This window comes from Nonomuraea guangzhouensis, from assembly GCF_019396345.1.
Taxonomy (GTDB): Bacteria; Actinomycetota; Actinomycetes; order Streptosporangiales; family Streptosporangiaceae; genus Nonomuraea; species Nonomuraea guangzhouensis.
In genome coordinates, this window is sequence record NZ_JAHKRM010000054.1 from 1 (window position 1) to 17,840 (window position 17,840).

A 17,840-nucleotide genomic window follows, 5' to 3' on the forward strand; every position below is an offset into this window, starting at 1 on the left:
AATCCGTCATCCACACCCGAAAGCATGGACATGACGGGGTTGTGCATCATGCACTGGCTTTTAACACACTGTTGAGTTCTCAAGAAACGGACGCGTACTCCCCAACCTGCGAGAGGCGCACATTTCGCTTTACCCATTTTACCAGATTTGGGCGATTCTTGTCAAATCGGCCGATCCGGTTCGTTCCGGGCAACCCTGCTAACTTACCCGAACTTCTCGTCCGTGTCCAATCCGATCTGGGCACAGCCTGAAGCTCGAGAGAGTGATCAGAGTGTTTGTCAGGACTGCTGCCCTGCGTTGAAGACTCTAGCAGCCCCAGCGCGGGGGAAGACCCAACTTCGGTAACGAATAGGTCTTCCCCCGGTGTGTCTCGCTCAAACCCCCAAGCCGGCGAGCTGGCTCTCCAGCCGAGCGATGTCGGCCGCCGACTGCTCCGCACGCCCTCTGACCTTGGCGACCACGTCCTCGGGCGCCTTGGCCATGAACTGCTCGTTGCCCAGCTTGGCCGTGGCCTGGGCCGCCTCCTTGCGGGCGACCGCCAGATCCTTCTCCAGCCGCTTGCGCTCGGCCACCACATCGATGGCGCCCGCGGTGTCGATCTCCACAGTCACCCCGCCCACGGTGAAGCGGGCGGTGGCTGAGAAGGCGTCAGACGGCTCCGTCAGCCGCAGGAGCGAGCGAACAGCCCCCTCCTGACCGGTAAGAGCCGTGCCGGCCAGTCCGAGCCGCGCGGCCACCTTCTGGCCGGGCTTCAGCCCCTGATCCGAACGGAACCGCCGAACCTCCGTCACCAGCTCCTGCAGCGCGACGATCTCCGCCTCGGCCACCGGATCGGTACGGCCGGAGTCGACCTGCGGCCACGCTGCCACGACCACCGACTCACCACCCGTGACGGCCCGCCACAGCTCCTCGGTGACGAACGGCACCAGCGGGTGCATCAGCCGCAGCAGCGTGTCGAGCACATGGCCCAGCACAAGCCGCGTATGCTCCAGCCCCTCGCCGAGCTGGATCTTGGCCAGCTCCAGATACCAGTCGCAGACCTCGTCCCACGCGAAGTGGTAGAGCAGATCGGACGCCTTGGCGAACTCGAACTCCTCGAAGGCCGCGTCGGCCGAGGAGATCACGCTCTGCAGCCGCGACAGGATCCATCGGTCCGCCGCCGTCAGGTCGAGCCCGTCGAGGGAGCCGGTGGCCGCGCCGTTCATCAGCGCGAAGCGCGTGGCGTTCCAGATCTTGTTGCAGAAGTTGCGCGAGCCGGCCGCCCATTCCTCGCTCACCGCGACGTCGGCGCCGGGGTTGGCGCCGCGCAGCAGGGTGAAGCGGGTGGCGTCGGCGCCGAAGCGCTCGATCCAGTCGAGCGGATCGACGACGTTGCCGAACGACTTGGACATCTTCTTGCCGTACTGGTCGCGGACCATGCCGTGCAGCGCCACCACGCGGAAGGGCGGCTCGCCGTCCATGGCGTACAGGCCGAACATCATCATCCGCGCCACCCAGAAGAACAGGATGTCGTAGCCCGTGACCAGCACGGACGTCGGATAGAAGCGCTCGAGCTCCGGTGTCGCGTCGGGCCAGCCCAGTGTGGAGAACGGCCACAGGCCCGAGGAGAACCAGGTGTCGAGCACGTCGGAGTCCTGGACGTAGCCGGCGGGCGGGTCCTGGTCGGGGCCCACGCACACGACCTCGCCGGCCGGGCCGTACCAGACCGGGATGCGATGCCCCCACCACAGCTGGCGCGAGATGCACCAGTCGTGCATGTCGTCGACCCAGTCGAAGTAGCGCTTGGCCAGCTCGGGCGGGTGGATGCGGGTGCGTCCGTCGCGCACCGCGTCACCAGCGGCCTTGGCCAGCGGCGAGACGTTGACGAACCACTGCAGCGACAGCCTCGGCTCCACCACCGTCTTGCAGCGCGAGCAGTGGCCGACGGAGTGGACGTAGGGGCGCTTCTCGGCGACGATCCGGCCCTCGGCGCGGAGCGCGGCGACCACAGCGGGTCGCGCCTCGAACCGGTCGAGTCCCTCGAACGGCCCGTGCGCGGTGATCACGCCACGCTCGTCCATGATGGTCAGCGACGGCAGCGAATGGCGCCGGCCGATCTCGAAGTCGTTGGGGTCGTGGGCCGGCGTCACCTTGACCGCGCCGGTGCCGAAGGCCGGGTCGACGTGCTCGTCGGCGACCACCGGGATCTGTCGGCCGGTGAGCGGCACCTCGACGAGCGTGCCGATCAGATGGGCGTAGCGCTCGTCCGAGGGATGCACGGCCACGGCGGTGTCGCCGAGCATGGTCTCCGCGCGGGTGGTCGCCACCACGATCTCGTCGGAGTAGCGGATGGAGACGAGCTCGCCGTCGTCCTCGCTGTGCTCCACCTCGATGTCGGACAGCGCGGTGAGGCAGCGGGGGCACCAGTTGATGATGCGTTCGGCCCGGTAGATCAGCCCGTCGTCGAACAGCCGCTTGAAGATCGTCTGCACGGCCCGCGAGAGCCCCGTGTCCATGGTGAAGCGCTCGCGCGACCAGTCGACACCGTCGCCGAGCTTGCGCATCTGGCCGAGGATCCGGCCACCGGACTCCTCCTTCCACTGCCAGACCCGCTCCACGAACTCCTCACGCCCGAGGTCGTGGCGCGACAGGCCCTGCTTGGCCAGCTCGCGCTCGACGACGTTCTGGGTGGCGATGCCCGCGTGGTCCATGCCGGGCAGCCACAGCGTCTCGCGCCCCTGCATACGGGCCCGGCGGGTGAGCGCGTCCTGGATGGAGTGGTCGAGCGCGTGCCCGATGTGCAGGACGCCGGTCACGTTGGGCGGGGGAAGGACGATGCTGTACGGCACGCGCGGGCTGCCCGGGTCGGCGTGGAAGAAACCTCCGGTTACCCAGCGCTCGTAGCTCCGGGTTTCGACGTCGGCCGGGGTGTACTGGGTAGGCAGCTCTGGCGTTGTCACAGTGACCAATTCTAGGGAAGGAGGAAAGCGAAACGCCCCGGGGAGTGGTGCTCCGCGGGGCGCTTGGCCGAAAGGGAAAGGATCAGGCGGACTTTTCCCGCGGTGTGCGCTGCTGCTTCGCGGCGAGCTGATCGCGGGGTACGAGCGTCGGGATGGCGTGTTCGAGCACCGACTCGCGGGTGATGACCACGCGCGCGACGTCCTGGCGCGACGGCACCTCGTACATCACCGACTGGAGCACCTCTTCGAGGATGGCGCGCAGGCCGCGGGCGCCGGTGCCGCGCAGGATCGCCTGGTCGGCGATGGCCTCGAGCGCGCCGTCGGTGAACTCCAGCTCCACGCCGTCGAGCTCCAGCAGCTTGCGGTATTGCTTGACGAGCGCGTTGCGGGGCTCGGTGAGGATCTGGATGAGCGCCTCACGGTCGAGGTTGTGCACCGAGGTGATGACCGGCAGACGACCGACGAACTCGGGGATCATGCCGAACTTCAGCAGGTCCTCGGGCATCACGTCGGAGAAGATGTCGACCATGTCGACTTCTTCCTTCGACCGGATGATGGCGTTGAAGCCGATGCCCTTCTTGCCGATGCGCGACTCGATGATCTTTTCCAGACCGGCGAAGGCGCCACCGCAGATGAACAGCACGTTCGTCGTGTCGATCTGGATGAACTCCTGGTGGGGGTGCTTGCGCCCGCCCTGCGGCGGCACGCTCGCGGTCGTGCCCTCCAGGATCTTGAGCAGTGCCTGCTGGACGCCCTCACCGGAGACGTCGCGCGTGATCGACGGGTTTTCGCTCTTGCGAGCGATCTTGTCGACCTCGTCGATGTAGATGATGCCGGTCTCGGCCTTCTTGACGTCGTAGTCAGCGGCCTGGATGAGCTTGAGGAGGATGTTCTCGACGTCCTCGCCGACGTATCCGGCCTCGGTGAGCGCCGTGGCGTCGGCGATGGCGAAGGGCACGTTGAGCATCTTCGCCAGCGTCTGCGCGAGCAGTGTCTTGCCCGAGCCCGTGGGGCCCAGCAGCAGGATGTTGCTCTTGGCCAGCTCAAGACCGTCGTCTCTACCTCGGTCGCCGGACTGCACCCGCTTGTAGTGGTTGTAGACCGCCACCGAGAGCGCCTTCTTCGCCTTGTCCTGACCGATGACGTAGGCGTCGAGGAACTCGTAGATCTCCCTCGGCTTGGGCAGGTTGTCCCACTTGAGCTCAGAGGACTCGGAGAGCTCCTCCTCGATGATCTCGTTGCAGAGATCGATGCACTCATCGCAGATGTAGACGCCTGGACCGGCAATGAGCTTCTTGACTTGCTTCTGGCTCTTCCCGCAGAAAGAGCACTTCAGCAGGTCTCCCCCGTCGCCGATGCGTGCCACCCCAGATACTCCTTTGCGTGGGACCGCCCTGCTCCCGCGATCCGTATCTACCGGACCGGGTCCGAACCGCTCAGGTTTCGACGTTACCGTCTTCTGGGCCCTCAGTGAGCCCCCTGGCGGCGAGTCGCACCGGAACGTGCCCTATTGGGCAGCGCTCCGGTGCGTCACATCTCATCAGGAAGCGACGGCCTGAGCTCGTTTCTTCCTCGACGGGATGATGTCGTCGATCAGACCATACGCCTTTGCCTCGTCCGCGTTGAGAATTTTGTCGCGTTCGATGTCCTTTCGGACTTCCGCAGGGCGCTTTCCGGAGTGCTTCGCCACGATGTCCTCAAGGAGGGAGCGCATGCGAAGGATCTCGCGGGCCTGGATCTCGATGTCGCTTCCCTGGCCGCCGCCCTCGGTGGACGGCTGGTGGATGAGCACCCTGGCGTTGGGAAGCGCGAACCGCTTGCCGGGAGTCCCGCCGGCCAGCAGCACGGCCGCGGCGGAGGCGGCCTGCCCCAGGCAGACGGTCTGGATCTCCGGCCGGACGAACTGCATCGTGTCGTAAATCGCCGTCATGGCGGTGAAAGAACCACCCGGCGAGTTGATGTAGATGCTGATGTCACGGTCGGGATCGAGCGACTCCAGCGTCAGCAGCTGAGCCATCACGTCGTTGGCCGACGCGTCGTCGATCTGCACTCCGAGGAAGATGATGCGGTCCTCGAAGAGCTTGTTGTACGGGTTCATCTCCTTCACGCCATAGGACGTGCGTTCGACGAAGGAGGGGAGAACGTACCGGCTTTCGATGTTCACTTCAACTCCCCTAGGAGACGGCGCCTTGCGAGGGCACCTGCCTCGCGCTGCGCACGACGTTGTCGATGAAGCCGTAGTCCTTGGCCTCTTCGGCCGTGAACCAGCGGTCTCGATCGGAGTCGGCCTCGATCTGCTCGAGCGACTGGCCTGTGTGCTGCGCGATCCGCTCGGCCAGGGTCTTCTTCACGTAGAGCATCTGCTCCGCCTGGATGGCGATGTCGGCGGCGGTGCCACCGATGCCACCGGACGGCTGGTGCATCATGATGCGCGCGTGTGGCAGCGCGTAGCGCTTGCCTCTCGCGCCCGCCGACAGCAGGAACTGCCCCATGGAGGCGGCCAGCCCCATGGCGACCGTTGCCACGTCGTTGGGCACGTATTCCATCATGTCGTAGATGGCCATGCCGGCCGTCACCGACCCGCCAGGCGAGTTGATGTAGAGCCAGATGTCACGGTCCGGATCGTCGGCCGCGAGCAGCAACAGCTCGGCACAGATGCGGTTGGCGATCTCGTCGTTCACCTCCTGCCCGAGCACGATGATGCGCTCGCGCAGCAGGCGCTGGTAAAGCTGGTCCTCAAGCCGGAAGGACGAGCCGTTCTCACGGCCTCGCGACTCAGGCTGATAGAAGGTCGGCGGGCTGGTCACAGCGTCACCTTCCGATGCGTCGTAATCGATTGGCTTTGCCTGTGACCCTAACGCGCGGGGCACACAGGTCATGCCCCGTCTGCCTGCTGTTCGCTGACGGCGCAGGTAAGGGCGACCAGAGCAGCGCGAAGCCCCCGAACCATCCGGATCGGGGGCTTGGTGCCGTTTCTGGGGCTAGGCGTCGGCCTTCTCCTCAGTCGGCTCCTCGGCGGGCTCCTCTTCGGCCTCCGCGCCGTTGAGCTCGGTGTAGATGGCCTTGAGGTCCACCTCGTTGCCCTCGGAGTCGACCACCTTGGCGGCGTCACCGACGACGGACTTGGCCTTGTCACGGACGATCTCGACCATGGCCAGCGTGAGCTGGTCGTTGTCGGCCAGGTGCTGGGCCAGCTGGTTGGGCTGGACGCCCATCTCCATGGCCCGGCGGACGACGAAGTTGGTCAGCTCCTGCTCGGAGACGCCCAGCTCCTCGCTCTTGACGATCTTGTCAAGGACGAACCCGACCTTGATGGCCTTGGCGGAGCTGCTGTCGAACTCGGCGAAGCGCTCCTCCTCGGTCGTCTGGTAGAGGCGGAAGAAAGCGTCGCGGCTCAGCCCGCTCTCGGCGATCTGGTGCTCGAGGTTGTGCTTGCGAGCGTCGACCTCGGCCTTGAGGGCGCTGTCGGGGATCGGCATCTCGATCTTGTCGAGCAGCGCGTCGACGGCCTTCTCGCGGGCCTGGACGACCTGGTCGACCAGCTTGTTGCGACGGGCCTGCTCGCGGATGCTGTCCTTCAGCTCGGCGAGCGTGTCGAACTCGCTCGCCAGCTGGGCGAACTCGTCGTCGAGCTCGGGCAGGACCTTCTCCTTGACCGTCTTGACGGTGATGATGACGTCGGCTTCCTCACCGGCGTTCTCACCGCCGACCAACTCGGTCTTGAAGCTCTTCTCCTCGCCCGCGGACATGCCCACGAGCGCGTCATCGAGGCCCTGCAGCACGGAGCCGGCACCGACCTCGTACGAGACCTCGTTGGCCTGCTGCTCCTCGATGTTGGCGCCGTCGATCTCGGCGCGCAGGTCCATCACGACGAAGTCGCCGGCGGCCGCGGCGCGCTCGACACCGGTCAGCGTGGCGAAGCGCTGGCGCAGCGCGTCGAGCTGGCTGTCGATGTCCGCGTCGGCGACCTCGGCGGAGTCGACGGTGACCTCGATGCCCGCGTAGTCGGGGACTTCGAAGCTGGGCCGGACGTCCACCTCGGCGGTGAACTCGACCTGCTCGCCGTCCTCGATCTTGGTGATCTCGATGTCGGGCTGGCTGACCGGGAAGACGTCGACCTCGTCGACGGCCTGGCCGTACAGCTTGGGCACCGCGTCGTTGAGGGTCTCCTCCAGCACCACCGCGCGGCCGAAGCGCTGCTCGATGATGCGGGCCGGAACCTTGCCAGGGCGGAACCCGGGGACGCGCACCTGCTGCGCGACCTTCTTGTACGCCGCATCCAGGCTCGGGCGCAGCTCTTCGAACGGCACCTCGACAGTGAGCTTCACCCTGGTCGGGCTGAGCTCCTCGACAGCGGTCTTCACGGGGTGGTCTCCTTGATCAAGCTTCGAGTGATCGCGGGCGCGTCCAGATTTGGTACGGCTCACGCGCCGCGCCCACATGAGCGGCGCTGGGCATGCTCCGCCTTGGCGGGATCCAAGCGCCGTTCGCCAGTCTAGGGTAGATGCGTACCCAACGACGACGGGACAACCCGTCAGAACTCCTCGGCGATCACCCGCAGCAGTTCGATGGTCTCATCGGGCGTCGTGCTGACGGCGCAGAGCCGCTCCATCACCTCGGTGTAGCGGTCGACGTCCTCGCGTTTGTCCAGGTAGAGGGCGCTGGCGAGTTGCTCGACGTACACCACGTCCGGCAGGTCCTGATCGGGGAAGCGCAGGACGGTGAACGCCCCGCCCTCGGCACTGTGGCCACCGAAGCTGAACGGCATGACCTGGATGGTGATGTTGGGCTGGCGCATCAGGTCGATGAGGTGTTCGAGCTGAGCCCGCATCACCTCGGCGCCGCCGATGGGGCGGCGCAGCGCTGCCTCGTCGATGACCGCCCAGAAGACCGGGCCGTCGGGTCTGTCGAACATGCGCTGGCGTTCGAGCCGGAGATCCACCCGGCGGGCGATCTCTTCCGCGCTGATGCCGGCCGAGCCCGCGGTGACCACTGCCCGAGCGTATTCCTTGGTCTGTAACAGGCCAGGGACGAACTGGACCTCGTAGGTCCTGATCCTGGCCGCGGCCTCCTCGAGGCCGACGTACGCCTGGAACCACGTGGGCAGGATGTCGTTGAACCGGTGCCACCAACCGGGCTCGTTCGCCGTGGCCACCAGATCGAGTACGGCTGCGCGTGCCTGGTTGTCCACGACCCCGTAAAGAGTCAGCAAATCGGCCACGTCGCGCTCCTTGAAGCCGACGCGACCCAGCTCCATGCGGCTGATCTTGGATTCGGACCCCCTGATGAGGTGGCCCGCTTCCTCGCGAGTAACGCCTTTCCCCTCCCTGAGCCTGCGCAGCTGGGAGCCCAGGAGGATGCGCAGCGCCGTAGGGCCGGAACCCGGCTGGTTCTGCGTCACTCTGCCTCCTATCAAGGTCCGCACACACAGTGACACCACATTGCCGCGTATGACAAGGTCTCAACCTGGTGTCCGATTTGGATACCCCTACCGGTAACCGCCCATGCGGCTGCACATTGCACATGCACGTGCATTTGGGTCTTGCAGCGACCGGGAGTCGTGTCCCATGATGGCCTAGTGCATATTGGGCCAAACATGCACGAACCCAGAAGCAATCGGGAGGTATCGGCGGGATGGTGGAGGACCCCTTGGCCACTGCCGATTGCCTGCAGATAACCCGTGAAGTGGGGTTCGACAGCCTGCTGAGCGCCGGGAAGCCGTACACGACCTCGTGTCCGCTGCCCTTCCAGGCCGACTCGGTGAAGACCGCCAGGGATGTGACGCGCTCCACGTTACGCGGGTGGGGTCTGCCGGAGCTGGGCGATGACGCCGCGCTGGTCGTGTCAGAGCTGGTCACGAACGCGGTCAGGTACGCGATGTACGCCAGAGGCCGGCGGGAGATCCAGCTGCTGCTGATGCGGGTCGTGCCCCACGTGCTGCTGGCCGTGGCCGACCCGAGCGACGAGATCCCCACCCCCAAGGAGCCCGACTTCATCTCCGAAAACGGGCGTGGCCTTTACATCGTCGAGACCTACAGCCAATGCTGGGGCTGGGATCCGCTGGCTCGGGGTGGCAAAGCCGTGTGGGCCCTCTTCCGTACCGAGGCCTGATTTATTACCCTTTCTTGAAGTGAAGGGGAGTACCTCCGAACACGCCTGATCGTCATGACGGCCCTCTCGGCCCGGTCAGGCGGGCCCTGTGTGGCGAGGGAGACCTTCCGGCCCGTCGTCGTCGGCTGGAGGTTCCGAAGGTGCGCATGCTCATCCCTATGGCCCTGCTCGTGGCCATCTACTCTGCTGTCCTGGCCGGTCTCGTGCTGATAGACGTTCCGGTCCTGTACGTCGCCCTCGGAGCCGTCCTCGTCCTGCTCGTGCAGTGGTGGTCCACCGAGGCCATGGCGCGGCGGATGACCAGGGCCCGGTACGTCACGGCCGAGCAGGAGCCGGAGCTGCACGCCGTACTCGATCGGCTCTGCGCCCTGAGCGATGTGGCCAAGCCGCGGCTGGCGATCAGCCCGTCGCCGGCCCCGAACGCCTACACGGTCGGCCGCTCACGGCGCAGCTCGACGATCATCGTCACCGAGGGGCTGCGCGCCCGTCTGGAGCCCGGTGAGCTGACCGCGGTGCTCGCGCACGAGATCGCGCACATCCGGCACAAGGACGTGGCGGTGATGACGCTGGCGAGCTCGTTCGCGATCGCGCTGGCGGCGTTCGCCAAGGGCACCGGGCGGGTCGCGGTGGAGGCTCCGGGGTTGTTCCTGGAGGAATTCCCCTTCGGGCTGTTCATCGGGCTGGCGATGCTGGCGGGCGGTGCCGCCGCGGGGCTGGCCAGCTTCCTCGCGCACCTGCCGCTGCGCTGGCTCAGCCGCTCCAGGGAACTGGCCGCCGACCGCGCCGCCGCCGACCTGCTCGGCCAGCCGGGCCTGCTCGCCTCCGCGCTGCTCAAGGTGCACGAGGAGGACGGCATCCCCCTGACGGACCTGCGGCGCGGAGTGCCCGCGTTGGGGTTGGTGGCCGGCCGTACGAAGAAGGGCCGCCTGATGGCCACGCACCCGCACGTGCACGTGCGGGTGCGGCGGCTCATGGGCTAGCCCTTACGAGGTCGCCGGCGTCGTCGGCGAGTCGAGCCAGTCGTCGATCAGGGCGGTGAAATCCGTCCCTGTCTTGTTGTTCAGCCACGACACGAAGGACGCCCGGTCCTGCGTGGTCCCCTTGTGCTCCTGCACCCACGCTCGCAGCGTCGCGAAGAACCGCTTGTCCCCGAGTTGCTTGCGGATCTCGTGCAGCATCAGCGCGGGGCCGTAATACACGTTGCTCACCCCGAACATGTCCGACTTGTAGTGCCCGGGCGGCCCCGCCAGCTTGCGCAACTGCCCGTCGACCGCCCGAGCGTCGCTGAGATAGGTCTCCAGCTTCTTGGACCCGTGGCCGGCGGCCCACGCCCACTCGAAGTACATCGCGAAGCCCTCGTTCATCCACAGGTCCCGCCAGGTCCGGGGCGTGACCGCGTCACCGAACCACTGGTGCGCCATCTCGTGCGCGACCACATTGGGCGTGAGGAAGTCGGGGGCCAGCGTCACCATCTGCTGGGTCTCCATCCCCGAGTCGCTGGTGACGACCACCCCCGCGCTGGAGAAGGGGTACGGACCCAGCCGCTGCTCCAGCCAGCGCAGGATCGCCGGCGTCTGCCGTACGACGGGAAGGTATTGCGACCGGTCACCCTTGCGGAGCCAGTACGTGATCGGGATCCCGCGCGGCCCCTTGTCGTTGAAGCGATCGTAGTGATCGATGGTGAGCAGCGTGACGTAGCTGGCCACCGACTCGGTCGACCGCCAGCGGTAGGTGTTGCCCTTACGGCCCTGGAAGCGCCCGTGCGCCACGGCCGCCCACCCGCGCGGCACCGTGACCGCCACGTCGTAGCGCGCCTCGTCGGACGGCTGGTCGTTCACCGGGAACCAGGTGAAAGCCCCGTACGGCTCCTGCAACGCCCAGGCCGACCCATCGCCCGCCGAGCGGAACCCGAGCATGCTCGTGTCGGAGCGGTACTGTCCGGTGCGCACGGGCGCGGGAGTGCCGTGATAGCGGACCGCCACCTTGACCCGCTTGCCCGCCGCCACCGGGGAACGCAGCGGGATCACCAGGTCGTCACCCGGATGCCGGGCCTTGACCCGCTTGCCCGCGACCGTCACCTCGTCCACCCGCAACGCGTGGCCGAAGTCGAGCGCGATCTTGTCGATGTTCTTGACGGCTCTGACGGTGAGCACGGCCTTACCGGTGAGCACCCGCTTGGACGGCTTCCAGTCCAGGTCCAGGCCGTAGTGGAGGACGTCGATCGCGGGATTGCCGTAGGCGGGGTAGACGGGGTCCGCCACCGGCTCGGAGCGCCCCTTGTCGGGCGCGCCCGGCGCGGCTACCGCCGCGACGAGTAAGAGGGAAATGATCGAATTCACCGCGCCAAGGTAGTACGCCGTGGTTTGTCGCGATACCGAGCAACAACAGACAGGCTGTGAACCTGCGCCTCCGTCGGTGTGTCAGCGCTGGATACGACCGATCAACGACCAGTCGATGTACTGCCGGAGATCAGCTGCAAGAGATCACCGCTCCCCACCTCTCCGAAGAACAGCAATCCGTCGAACGGCATATAACGCTCGCGGAAGCCGGGTGAGATGCGACGGCTATTTGGTAGATCTTTCTACATAGTTCACGTTATATGGCATTTCAGACAGAGCCTCTGACCTGGCCTTTTACTCTTAGATGATCTATTGGTCATCTCTTGAGTGGCACTTGACCTGCGGAAATGGCAAGGTACCCTCGCCGTACCACAGGCTTCCGGTTTAGCCACATCAGTCCTTAATCATCACTTCTGTCAGGATCTGTATTGGTAAATCCGGCCTAGTCCGGGAGATCTACATTTCCATGGCACCAGAGATTCAGAAGTTCATCGACGCGGCCTACAACTCGGCCTCGTGGCACCAGACCACCGAGGCACCGCCCGGCCCCCACCGGTCCACCGATGCACAGCCCAATTGGCAGATGACGGACGACCAACCCGGCCACCGGACGCCCGACGAGCAGTCCAGCAGCGACGAGGGCCAGCAGCAGTGGCCCGACCCCCACACTGACCTGACCGCTCCCCAGTCAACGTCCGACACACCAACGGCCTCGATATCCGACACACCTTCGACCACAGCTACTCCACGGCCCACCTCAGACGCGCCGACTGCCACTCCCACCTTCGATACGCCCTCCCCCACTCCGTCGGATTCGTCATCAGCCACCCCCACCCCCACAACATCCGACTCGCCCTCCCCCACAACGCCAGGCTCGCCCTCGCCCACGAATACCGCCACGACGTCGGACTCGCCGTCAGCCGCGGCCACCTCCGAAGCCGAGCCGACCGCCACCGCGACTGAAGCGACGCCCACCACTTCGTCCTCGCCCACGTCAACCGAGACCCCCACGACCAAGCTCGCCGTTGCGGAGGACACCGCTGCCACGCCAACGGCGTCCAGCACCACTCCAAGTGCCCTGCCCACACACCTCAACGCCGCGATCACCACCCCTTCGTCGAGCTTGTCCACGCCAATGGTGGCCACCTCGGCCGTGGTGGTCGTAGCGGCCCTGCTGGCCGTGCTCACGATGCTGGTGGCCAAGGCCCGCCGCGGGACCCGCTTGGCCACCGCCGGATACGCGGAACCCACCCCAACCCTCTCCCCCCACAGCACTCCCGAGCCCGACCAGTGGAGGCTGCAACTCCTGGAAACCCTCGAGGCCGCCACCCTCGACGAACAGGAAAGTGCCTACGGCCAGGAGAACCCGCGGCCCGAGACCGGTTCGCCCGTACCCTTCACCGGCACGGACCCAGAGGAGACCGCCGCCTGGACTCCGCCATTCGAGTCCTTCAGTCCCACCGGCCCCCTGGAGTCGCCCGATCACGTCGACAATCCCCCGGAGACCTCTCCGTTCATCCCCTTCGCCCCGGCCGAGAGCGACCCAGACTCGGAGCACCACGGACGCAGGGGGCGCAGCGAACACCCCGCCGACGACACCCCGCCGGAAGACACCGATCACTCCACCCCGTAACCGGCGACGGCCAGCCGGGACCCTGCGTCCCGGCTTCGGGCCAGGACCGTGCGATCAGCCGTTCCACGCCCAGCGCGAAGCCCTGAAGCAGGCTGAGGCCACATTCCGCGATCTTTGATGTCCGCCGGCGCCGTGATCCGTATCCACATGCGAGTCCAGAAGCCAGCGACAACACTGAATGCCTGCTGCCGCGGCAAGGCGAGGAGCTGTAACCAAGCAGACGGACAAGCAAAAGGCCCCTCCCAAATCGAGAGGGGCCTTCTGACCTGGTCGGGGCGACAGGATTTGAACCTGCGACTTCTTGCTCCCAAAGCCACTCACCCATGATCTGCAACAGGGCATGGATGGCCTCTGAGCTGGAAAGACGGTCACCTGACGTCCGTTAGTGTCCGAGCTCGTGCGCTCCCGTCGTCACTCGGTATGTCACTCAGTCATCGCTCGATCCGGGCGGGCCTTACGTCCGTCAATCGGACCAGCAGTTCACGGGCGAGCGCCAGTTCGCGGTCGGGATCGCTCAGCAGGATGACCGCGTTGCGTTCGTACGGCACCACGGTCGGCAGCAAGGGCAGGAAGAGATCGGCGCGCACTCCGTACGGGATGCAGTCGCCTACGGTCACGACCAGGGCGTTGTGCCGGAGATGCGGGCAGTAGGTGATCGCCTCGGGGATGCACGCCTTGCATGTCGGCGGGGCGTTGGTGAAGCCGTCGCGTGCTTGGTTGCCTTCCTCGGACGACAGGAGCCACGAGATCCGCCCCGTGTCCGGGTCCACCGCTGAGCGTGCGCACACCTGGCACAGGCGCTTGGTCATGCAGCGCCACTGCCGCCGCGTGTTCACCGTTTTGAAGTCCGGCCGTCCCGACCGCTTGGAGTTCTGCCGTAGGCGCAATACGCCATGCGCCCAGTCACCCGCTCTCGGCGCGTCGTAGCTCAGCTTCCATCCGTCTGGGCGTGGCACGAACTTCAGCGACTGCCGGACAACATCCCCCGTGTAGCCGATGACGAACGGCACCCGGAAGCTCGTCGTGATGGGGTTCCTCACTGCCTGTACAGAGAGCACGCACTGACCGTAGGTATGGCCCTCTACCAGGCTCAATGAAGTTGCCGAGGTTTGCCCACTACTCGTTCGGCAGCGCCTCCAGTGCCTGCTGGATCAGCCTTCGCGCGGGCTCCCCCACTACTGCCAGGGAATGAAGTCGATCCCACGCCCGCAGGTACATGGCGATCTCGGAGGGGTTGGTGATCGTCAGGTAGCCGGAGACCAGCTCCACGGTCACCGATTCCTCGTCGGTGATGTCGAACGACTCGTCTGGGGCCACGCCGCGACGGTGGACCATGCGGGGGATGATCCCGAGCGATACCGATGGCCGGCGCATCGTCTCCAGCAGATGCCGCAACTGCTCGACTTGGACTGCGTCCGAGTACGGGCGGTACCACAGGACGTCTTCCTCCAGCACGAACAGAAAGCGGGCGTCCCGCCGCCGCAAGCAGCCTTGCCGGTCCATCCTCTCGGCGACCGCCGCCGCGACGTCGTCCACGTCTACGCCCTGCTCTATGCGTACCTGGGTGAGTGCGGCCGTCGTGTAGGCCGCGGTTTGCAGCAGGCCGGGGATGACCTTTGTCTGGTAGGCGCGCATCAGGCGGGCGCGCTCGTACTCTTCGCGAACCGACTCCTGCGCCCTCTTCAGACCGCCTCGGTTGAGCTGCTTGTACGACACCCACATCCCGGCCACGTCGCGCAGCTCGGCCAGCAGCTCCTGTTCACGATCTACCGGCACTCCGCACACCCGGCACCACACGCGCAGATCCGCTGCGGTGATCGGACGTACGGCATGCTCGATCTTCGACACCTTCGACACGCCGTGCCACCCGGCCAGCTCCGCGAGCCTGCGCCCGGTCAGACCCGCATCCTCGCGGATCTCCCGAAGCTGATCAGCCAAGCGCCGCCGGGCCGCCTGGACGCTGGAAGAAGAGGTGGACGAAGGCAATGCGACTTACGCCTTCTTAAGGCCGGTAATCCTCGTGCGTGACGGCGCGCTCCCAAGCCATCTCGAACGCCCCCACGACCTGGGCCACCCTGCGCGGGTCACTGACATGCTCGTACTGCCTCAGGCTCGTCCCGTCACCCGCGTTGAAGTTGTAGCGCACGATGCGCTGATCGAACATCCAGAAGTCCGCACCGAGCAACATCAGGTCGTACGCCTGCTTCCTCGGCAGCCAGCGGAGCTCCTCGCCCGCCTTGACGTTGCCGTAGCTGATGGCGTGCTCCCACCGGATGTAGTCGGTGACTGGCTCCGACACGATCCGCAGGCGCCGCATCCTCACCCCACGAGCTACCGCTACGCCGATCAGCTCGACCCAGTCGTCCCACTCGTATTCTGTGCTCCCGTCTTCCTGCCACTTCAGGAAGGCCGGGTCTGTCGCGTCGTAGGTGTCGCGCATCTCCAGGTGCACGGCGGACCGCTCCGCGTTCTCCAGCATGCGCTCGAAGCTGGGCAGGCCGGGTCCCTGCTTGTTCCGCTCATAGGTGCTGCTGACGGCCTCCATCACGATGGGGGTCATGCGCTGCGGATGCCAGACCACGGACTCGTCAGCAGCGATCGGGGAATCCTGGGCGATGCGCTCCAAGACGGCCGGATCAGTGACGGTCCGCCCTTGGAAGTACATGTCGCCCGTCTCCGGATCCACGAACACAGCCGGACACTCGTTCTTCGGCGAGTCAGGATCCATGCCGACAAAGTCCAGTGCCACGTCAAGCTCCCTCGTGCTGAGATGGCAGTGCTCCCCTGCACTCCGTGAGCCTGAACGTACTCACCGTTGCCGTCAAGCGCTACCAGAACGAAGCAGCCTTTGATGCGACCCCCGATGGGGCATACCGAGCCTGACCGCTGTATGCCAACTGGTGCCGTCAGATGAGGTCCGTTGATCTCGGCTGCGCTCCTGTGTCGGCGGGTCCGCTGCCTTTTCGCTGACTCCGCCCAGCCGCCCGTCGGCCGAGATCTACCACGACCGCGAGGTCCGTCCTGCTTACGTTCAAGTTCATCGCACCAGGATTAGAACTCGCCAAACATCTGATGCCCTGATCATGATTCACCCGTTCAGCATGAGAGTTCCTTGCAATCGGGAGCCAATCCACCACGTCAGACGGTCTTCGTTCTGGTCAAGCGCCAGGTGCGAGCCTGATGGCATGTGTTTCGACGGCTCTGCGACAGTTAGGCAGATGACCAGCCCGCCGTTTCGGTCGCCGCCTGCACGAGCTATACGCACTGGATATCGGCCCTAAAGCCTATATCGATCCGGGAAAGCGGCATGGAGCGGTGCAATAGGCCGCATGAATGACAGACATCCGCGCCCACCAGGCAGAGGGCTGGTCGCCGCGGCAGCAGTAGCGATCATCGCATCAGCAGTAGCCATATCAGCAATTGCCCGCGGTTATGCAGAAGGCACAACCCGGCCGTCGATCGCCCGCGAGCAAACTTTACCCACACTGACCCCACAGCCACCCGCCCTGATGGGCGATGCCAGGCGATGGCGGCGATTACTGTGGCTGCTCCCTGCCTCTGCCGGCATCGCCGCCCTTGGATGGGCTGCGGCAATCCTCTCTGTGCCCGACTGGGCCCGCTGGACCCTGGTTGGGTCCGCCCTGGCCGCAACCGCGAGCATGGTCATTGCCCTACTGCTCGGCCCTGGTGCTCGGCGCTTGGCTGGCGTGCAATATCCGCTGACCGCCGCCGAACGCAAGCAGATGACCGCCACCGAACGCATCGAGGCGGTCAACGCCGCCCGCCACACCCTCCTCCAGGCCGCCACCGGCCTGGTCGTCATCGGTGGCGTTGTCTTCACGGCTCAGGGCCTGTGGTACACCGCCGAGTCCTTGGAAACCTCTCGACAAGCCCAACTCATCGCAGCCCAGAGCCAGCACACCGCCGAACAAGGCCAGATCACCGATCGCTACACCAAAGCTGTCGAACAACTTGGCTCCTCCAAGTTGGACGTCCGCCTGGGCGGTATCTATGCCCTGGAACGCCTAGCCATCGACTCTCCCCGCGATCACCCCACTGTCTACGATGTACTGGCCGCTTTCCTTCGCGAACACGATCCTCAGCTCGAAGCCAAACTCCCGATAGAACCAGCCACCGACATCCAGGCAGCTCTGACCGTCATCGGCCGCCGCAATCCCGCACTCGGTGGCAGTGCAATCAACCTCGCTGGCACCCGCCTTCGTGGCGCGAACCTGCCCTATGCGAATTTTCGTGGCGCGAAACTGCCTTATGCAGACCTTCGTGGCGCGGACCTGACAGGCGCGGATCTCCGCAGCGCGAATCTGGACAGCTCAAAGCTGCGCTACGCATACTTGGGCGATGCCGACCTACGCAATGCGGAGCTTCCCAACGCGGACTTGCGCGAAGTGAACCTACCCGACGCGGACCTGCGTGGCGCGTTCCTGGGCAGCGCGGACCTTCGCGAGGCCGACCTTCGGGACGCGGACCTGGCCGGCGCGGACCTGGGCAACGCGAATCTGCGCGGCGCTGACCTAACTGGCATCGTAGGTATTACGGAGCAGGCGATACGAAGCCGAGCTCGCATTGATGCGTCCACCCGGTTCTGAATGCGAATACCTCGGGCGCGCCGCCGCTACAGCATGCCGTCAGATGACGGAGGCTGAATACGGCCGCGCCAAGCCTTCTTCCATCGACTCTACCTCGACACCGACGGCACGGACAACACACCTCGTGTCCGTGAACATCCGAAGGCGTGCACCTCGATCGTCGCTCAGCAACAACGGGGCCCCAGCGCCCGCCCCGTTCCTCTAGCGCAAC

Annotated in this window: 15 protein-coding genes; 4 read left to right on the forward strand and 11 right to left on the reverse strand. The window is 65.9% G+C overall.

From position 1 onward, the window contains the following. Positions 1-374: 374 nt before the first annotated feature. From KME78_RS59120 to KME78_RS59145, 6 genes are all read right to left on the reverse strand, one after another. Entirely contained in the window at positions 375-2,948 is a 2,574-nt protein-coding gene (locus KME78_RS59120) for a valine--tRNA ligase (RefSeq protein ID WP_219539074.1), read from the reverse strand. Positions 2,949-3,021: 73 nt separating this feature from the next. Beyond that, positions 3,022-4,305, reverse strand: coding sequence for an ATP-dependent Clp protease ATP-binding subunit ClpX (gene clpX / locus KME78_RS59125; protein ID WP_219539076.1), 1,284 nt, complete (start codon positions 4,303-4,305; stop codon positions 3,022-3,024). Positions 4,306-4,479: 174 nt separating this feature from the next. Further along, positions 4,480-5,103, reverse strand: coding sequence for an ATP-dependent Clp protease proteolytic subunit (locus tag KME78_RS59130; protein WP_219539078.1), 624 nt, complete (start codon positions 5,101-5,103; stop codon positions 4,480-4,482). A 10-nt stretch (positions 5,104-5,113) separates the two neighbouring features. Continuing rightward, entirely contained in the window at positions 5,114-5,746 is a 633-nt protein-coding gene (locus KME78_RS59135) for a ClpP family protease (RefSeq protein WP_219539080.1), read from the reverse strand. 174 nt (positions 5,747-5,920) lie between these two features. Further along, the gene (gene tig / locus KME78_RS59140) at positions 5,921-7,303 is read right to left on the reverse strand and encodes a trigger factor (protein ID WP_219539082.1); all 1,383 of its coding nucleotides are present in this window, start codon (positions 7,301-7,303) and stop codon (positions 5,921-5,923) included. Positions 7,304-7,473: 170 nt separating this feature from the next. After that, positions 7,474-8,340, reverse strand: a complete 867-nt coding sequence (locus tag KME78_RS59145) for a Sco1979 family transcriptional regulator (RefSeq protein ID WP_219539084.1) — start codon at positions 8,338-8,340, stop codon at positions 7,474-7,476. 248 nt (positions 8,341-8,588) lie between these two features. On the opposite strand from KME78_RS59145, the gene KME78_RS59150 reads away from it, so the two are divergent. After that, positions 8,589-9,050 carry an ATP-binding protein gene (locus tag KME78_RS59150; RefSeq protein ID WP_246654869.1) on the forward strand — a complete coding sequence of 154 codons (462 nt, stop codon included), beginning with the start codon at positions 8,589-8,591 and terminating at the stop codon, positions 9,048-9,050. Positions 9,051-9,196: 146 nt separating this feature from the next. Continuing rightward, entirely contained in the window at positions 9,197-10,030 is an 834-nt protein-coding gene (locus tag KME78_RS59155) for a M48 family metalloprotease (protein WP_219539085.1), read from the forward strand. A 3-nt stretch (positions 10,031-10,033) separates the two neighbouring features. Here the strand turns inward: KME78_RS59155 and KME78_RS59160 are convergent, their stop codons facing one another. Both KME78_RS59160 and KME78_RS59165 read right to left on the reverse strand, forming a co-directional pair. Beyond that, the gene (locus KME78_RS59160; RefSeq protein WP_219539087.1) at positions 10,034-11,389 is read right to left on the reverse strand and encodes a M1 family metallopeptidase; all 1,356 of its coding nucleotides are present in this window, start codon (positions 11,387-11,389) and stop codon (positions 10,034-10,036) included. Positions 11,390-11,890: 501 nt separating this feature from the next. Beyond that, positions 11,891-12,520 carry a hypothetical protein gene (locus KME78_RS59165; RefSeq protein WP_219539089.1) on the reverse strand — a complete coding sequence of 210 codons (630 nt, stop codon included), beginning with the start codon at positions 12,518-12,520 and terminating at the stop codon, positions 11,891-11,893. Here KME78_RS59165 and KME78_RS59170 point away from each other — a divergent pair. Next, entirely contained in the window at positions 12,513-13,022 is a 510-nt protein-coding gene (locus KME78_RS59170) for a hypothetical protein (protein ID WP_219539091.1), read from the forward strand. The genes KME78_RS59165 and KME78_RS59170 overlap by 8 nt on opposite strands. Positions 13,023-13,453: 431 nt before the next feature. Here KME78_RS59170 and KME78_RS59175 read toward each other — a convergent pair whose 3' ends face one another. The 3 genes from KME78_RS59175 to KME78_RS65680 all read right to left on the reverse strand — a co-directional run bounded on the left by KME78_RS59175 (position 13,454) and on the right by KME78_RS65680 (position 15,771). Continuing rightward, positions 13,454-14,080, reverse strand: coding sequence for a hypothetical protein (locus KME78_RS59175; protein WP_219539092.1), 627 nt, complete (start codon positions 14,078-14,080; stop codon positions 13,454-13,456). 58 nt (positions 14,081-14,138) lie between these two features. Beyond that, on the reverse strand, positions 14,139-14,960 hold the full coding sequence (locus KME78_RS59180) for a Scr1 family TA system antitoxin-like transcriptional regulator (protein WP_219539094.1): 822 nt from the start codon (positions 14,958-14,960) through the stop codon (positions 14,139-14,141). A 64-nt stretch (positions 14,961-15,024) separates the two neighbouring features. Next, positions 15,025-15,771, reverse strand: a complete 747-nt coding sequence (locus tag KME78_RS65680; RefSeq protein ID WP_246654870.1) for a DUF6879 family protein — start codon at positions 15,769-15,771, stop codon at positions 15,025-15,027. 580 nt (positions 15,772-16,351) lie between these two features. Here KME78_RS65680 and KME78_RS59190 point away from each other — a divergent pair. Beyond that, entirely contained in the window at positions 16,352-17,629 is a 1,278-nt protein-coding gene (locus KME78_RS59190; protein WP_246654871.1) for a pentapeptide repeat-containing protein, read from the forward strand. The last annotated feature ends 211 nt before the right edge of the window (positions 17,630-17,840 follow it).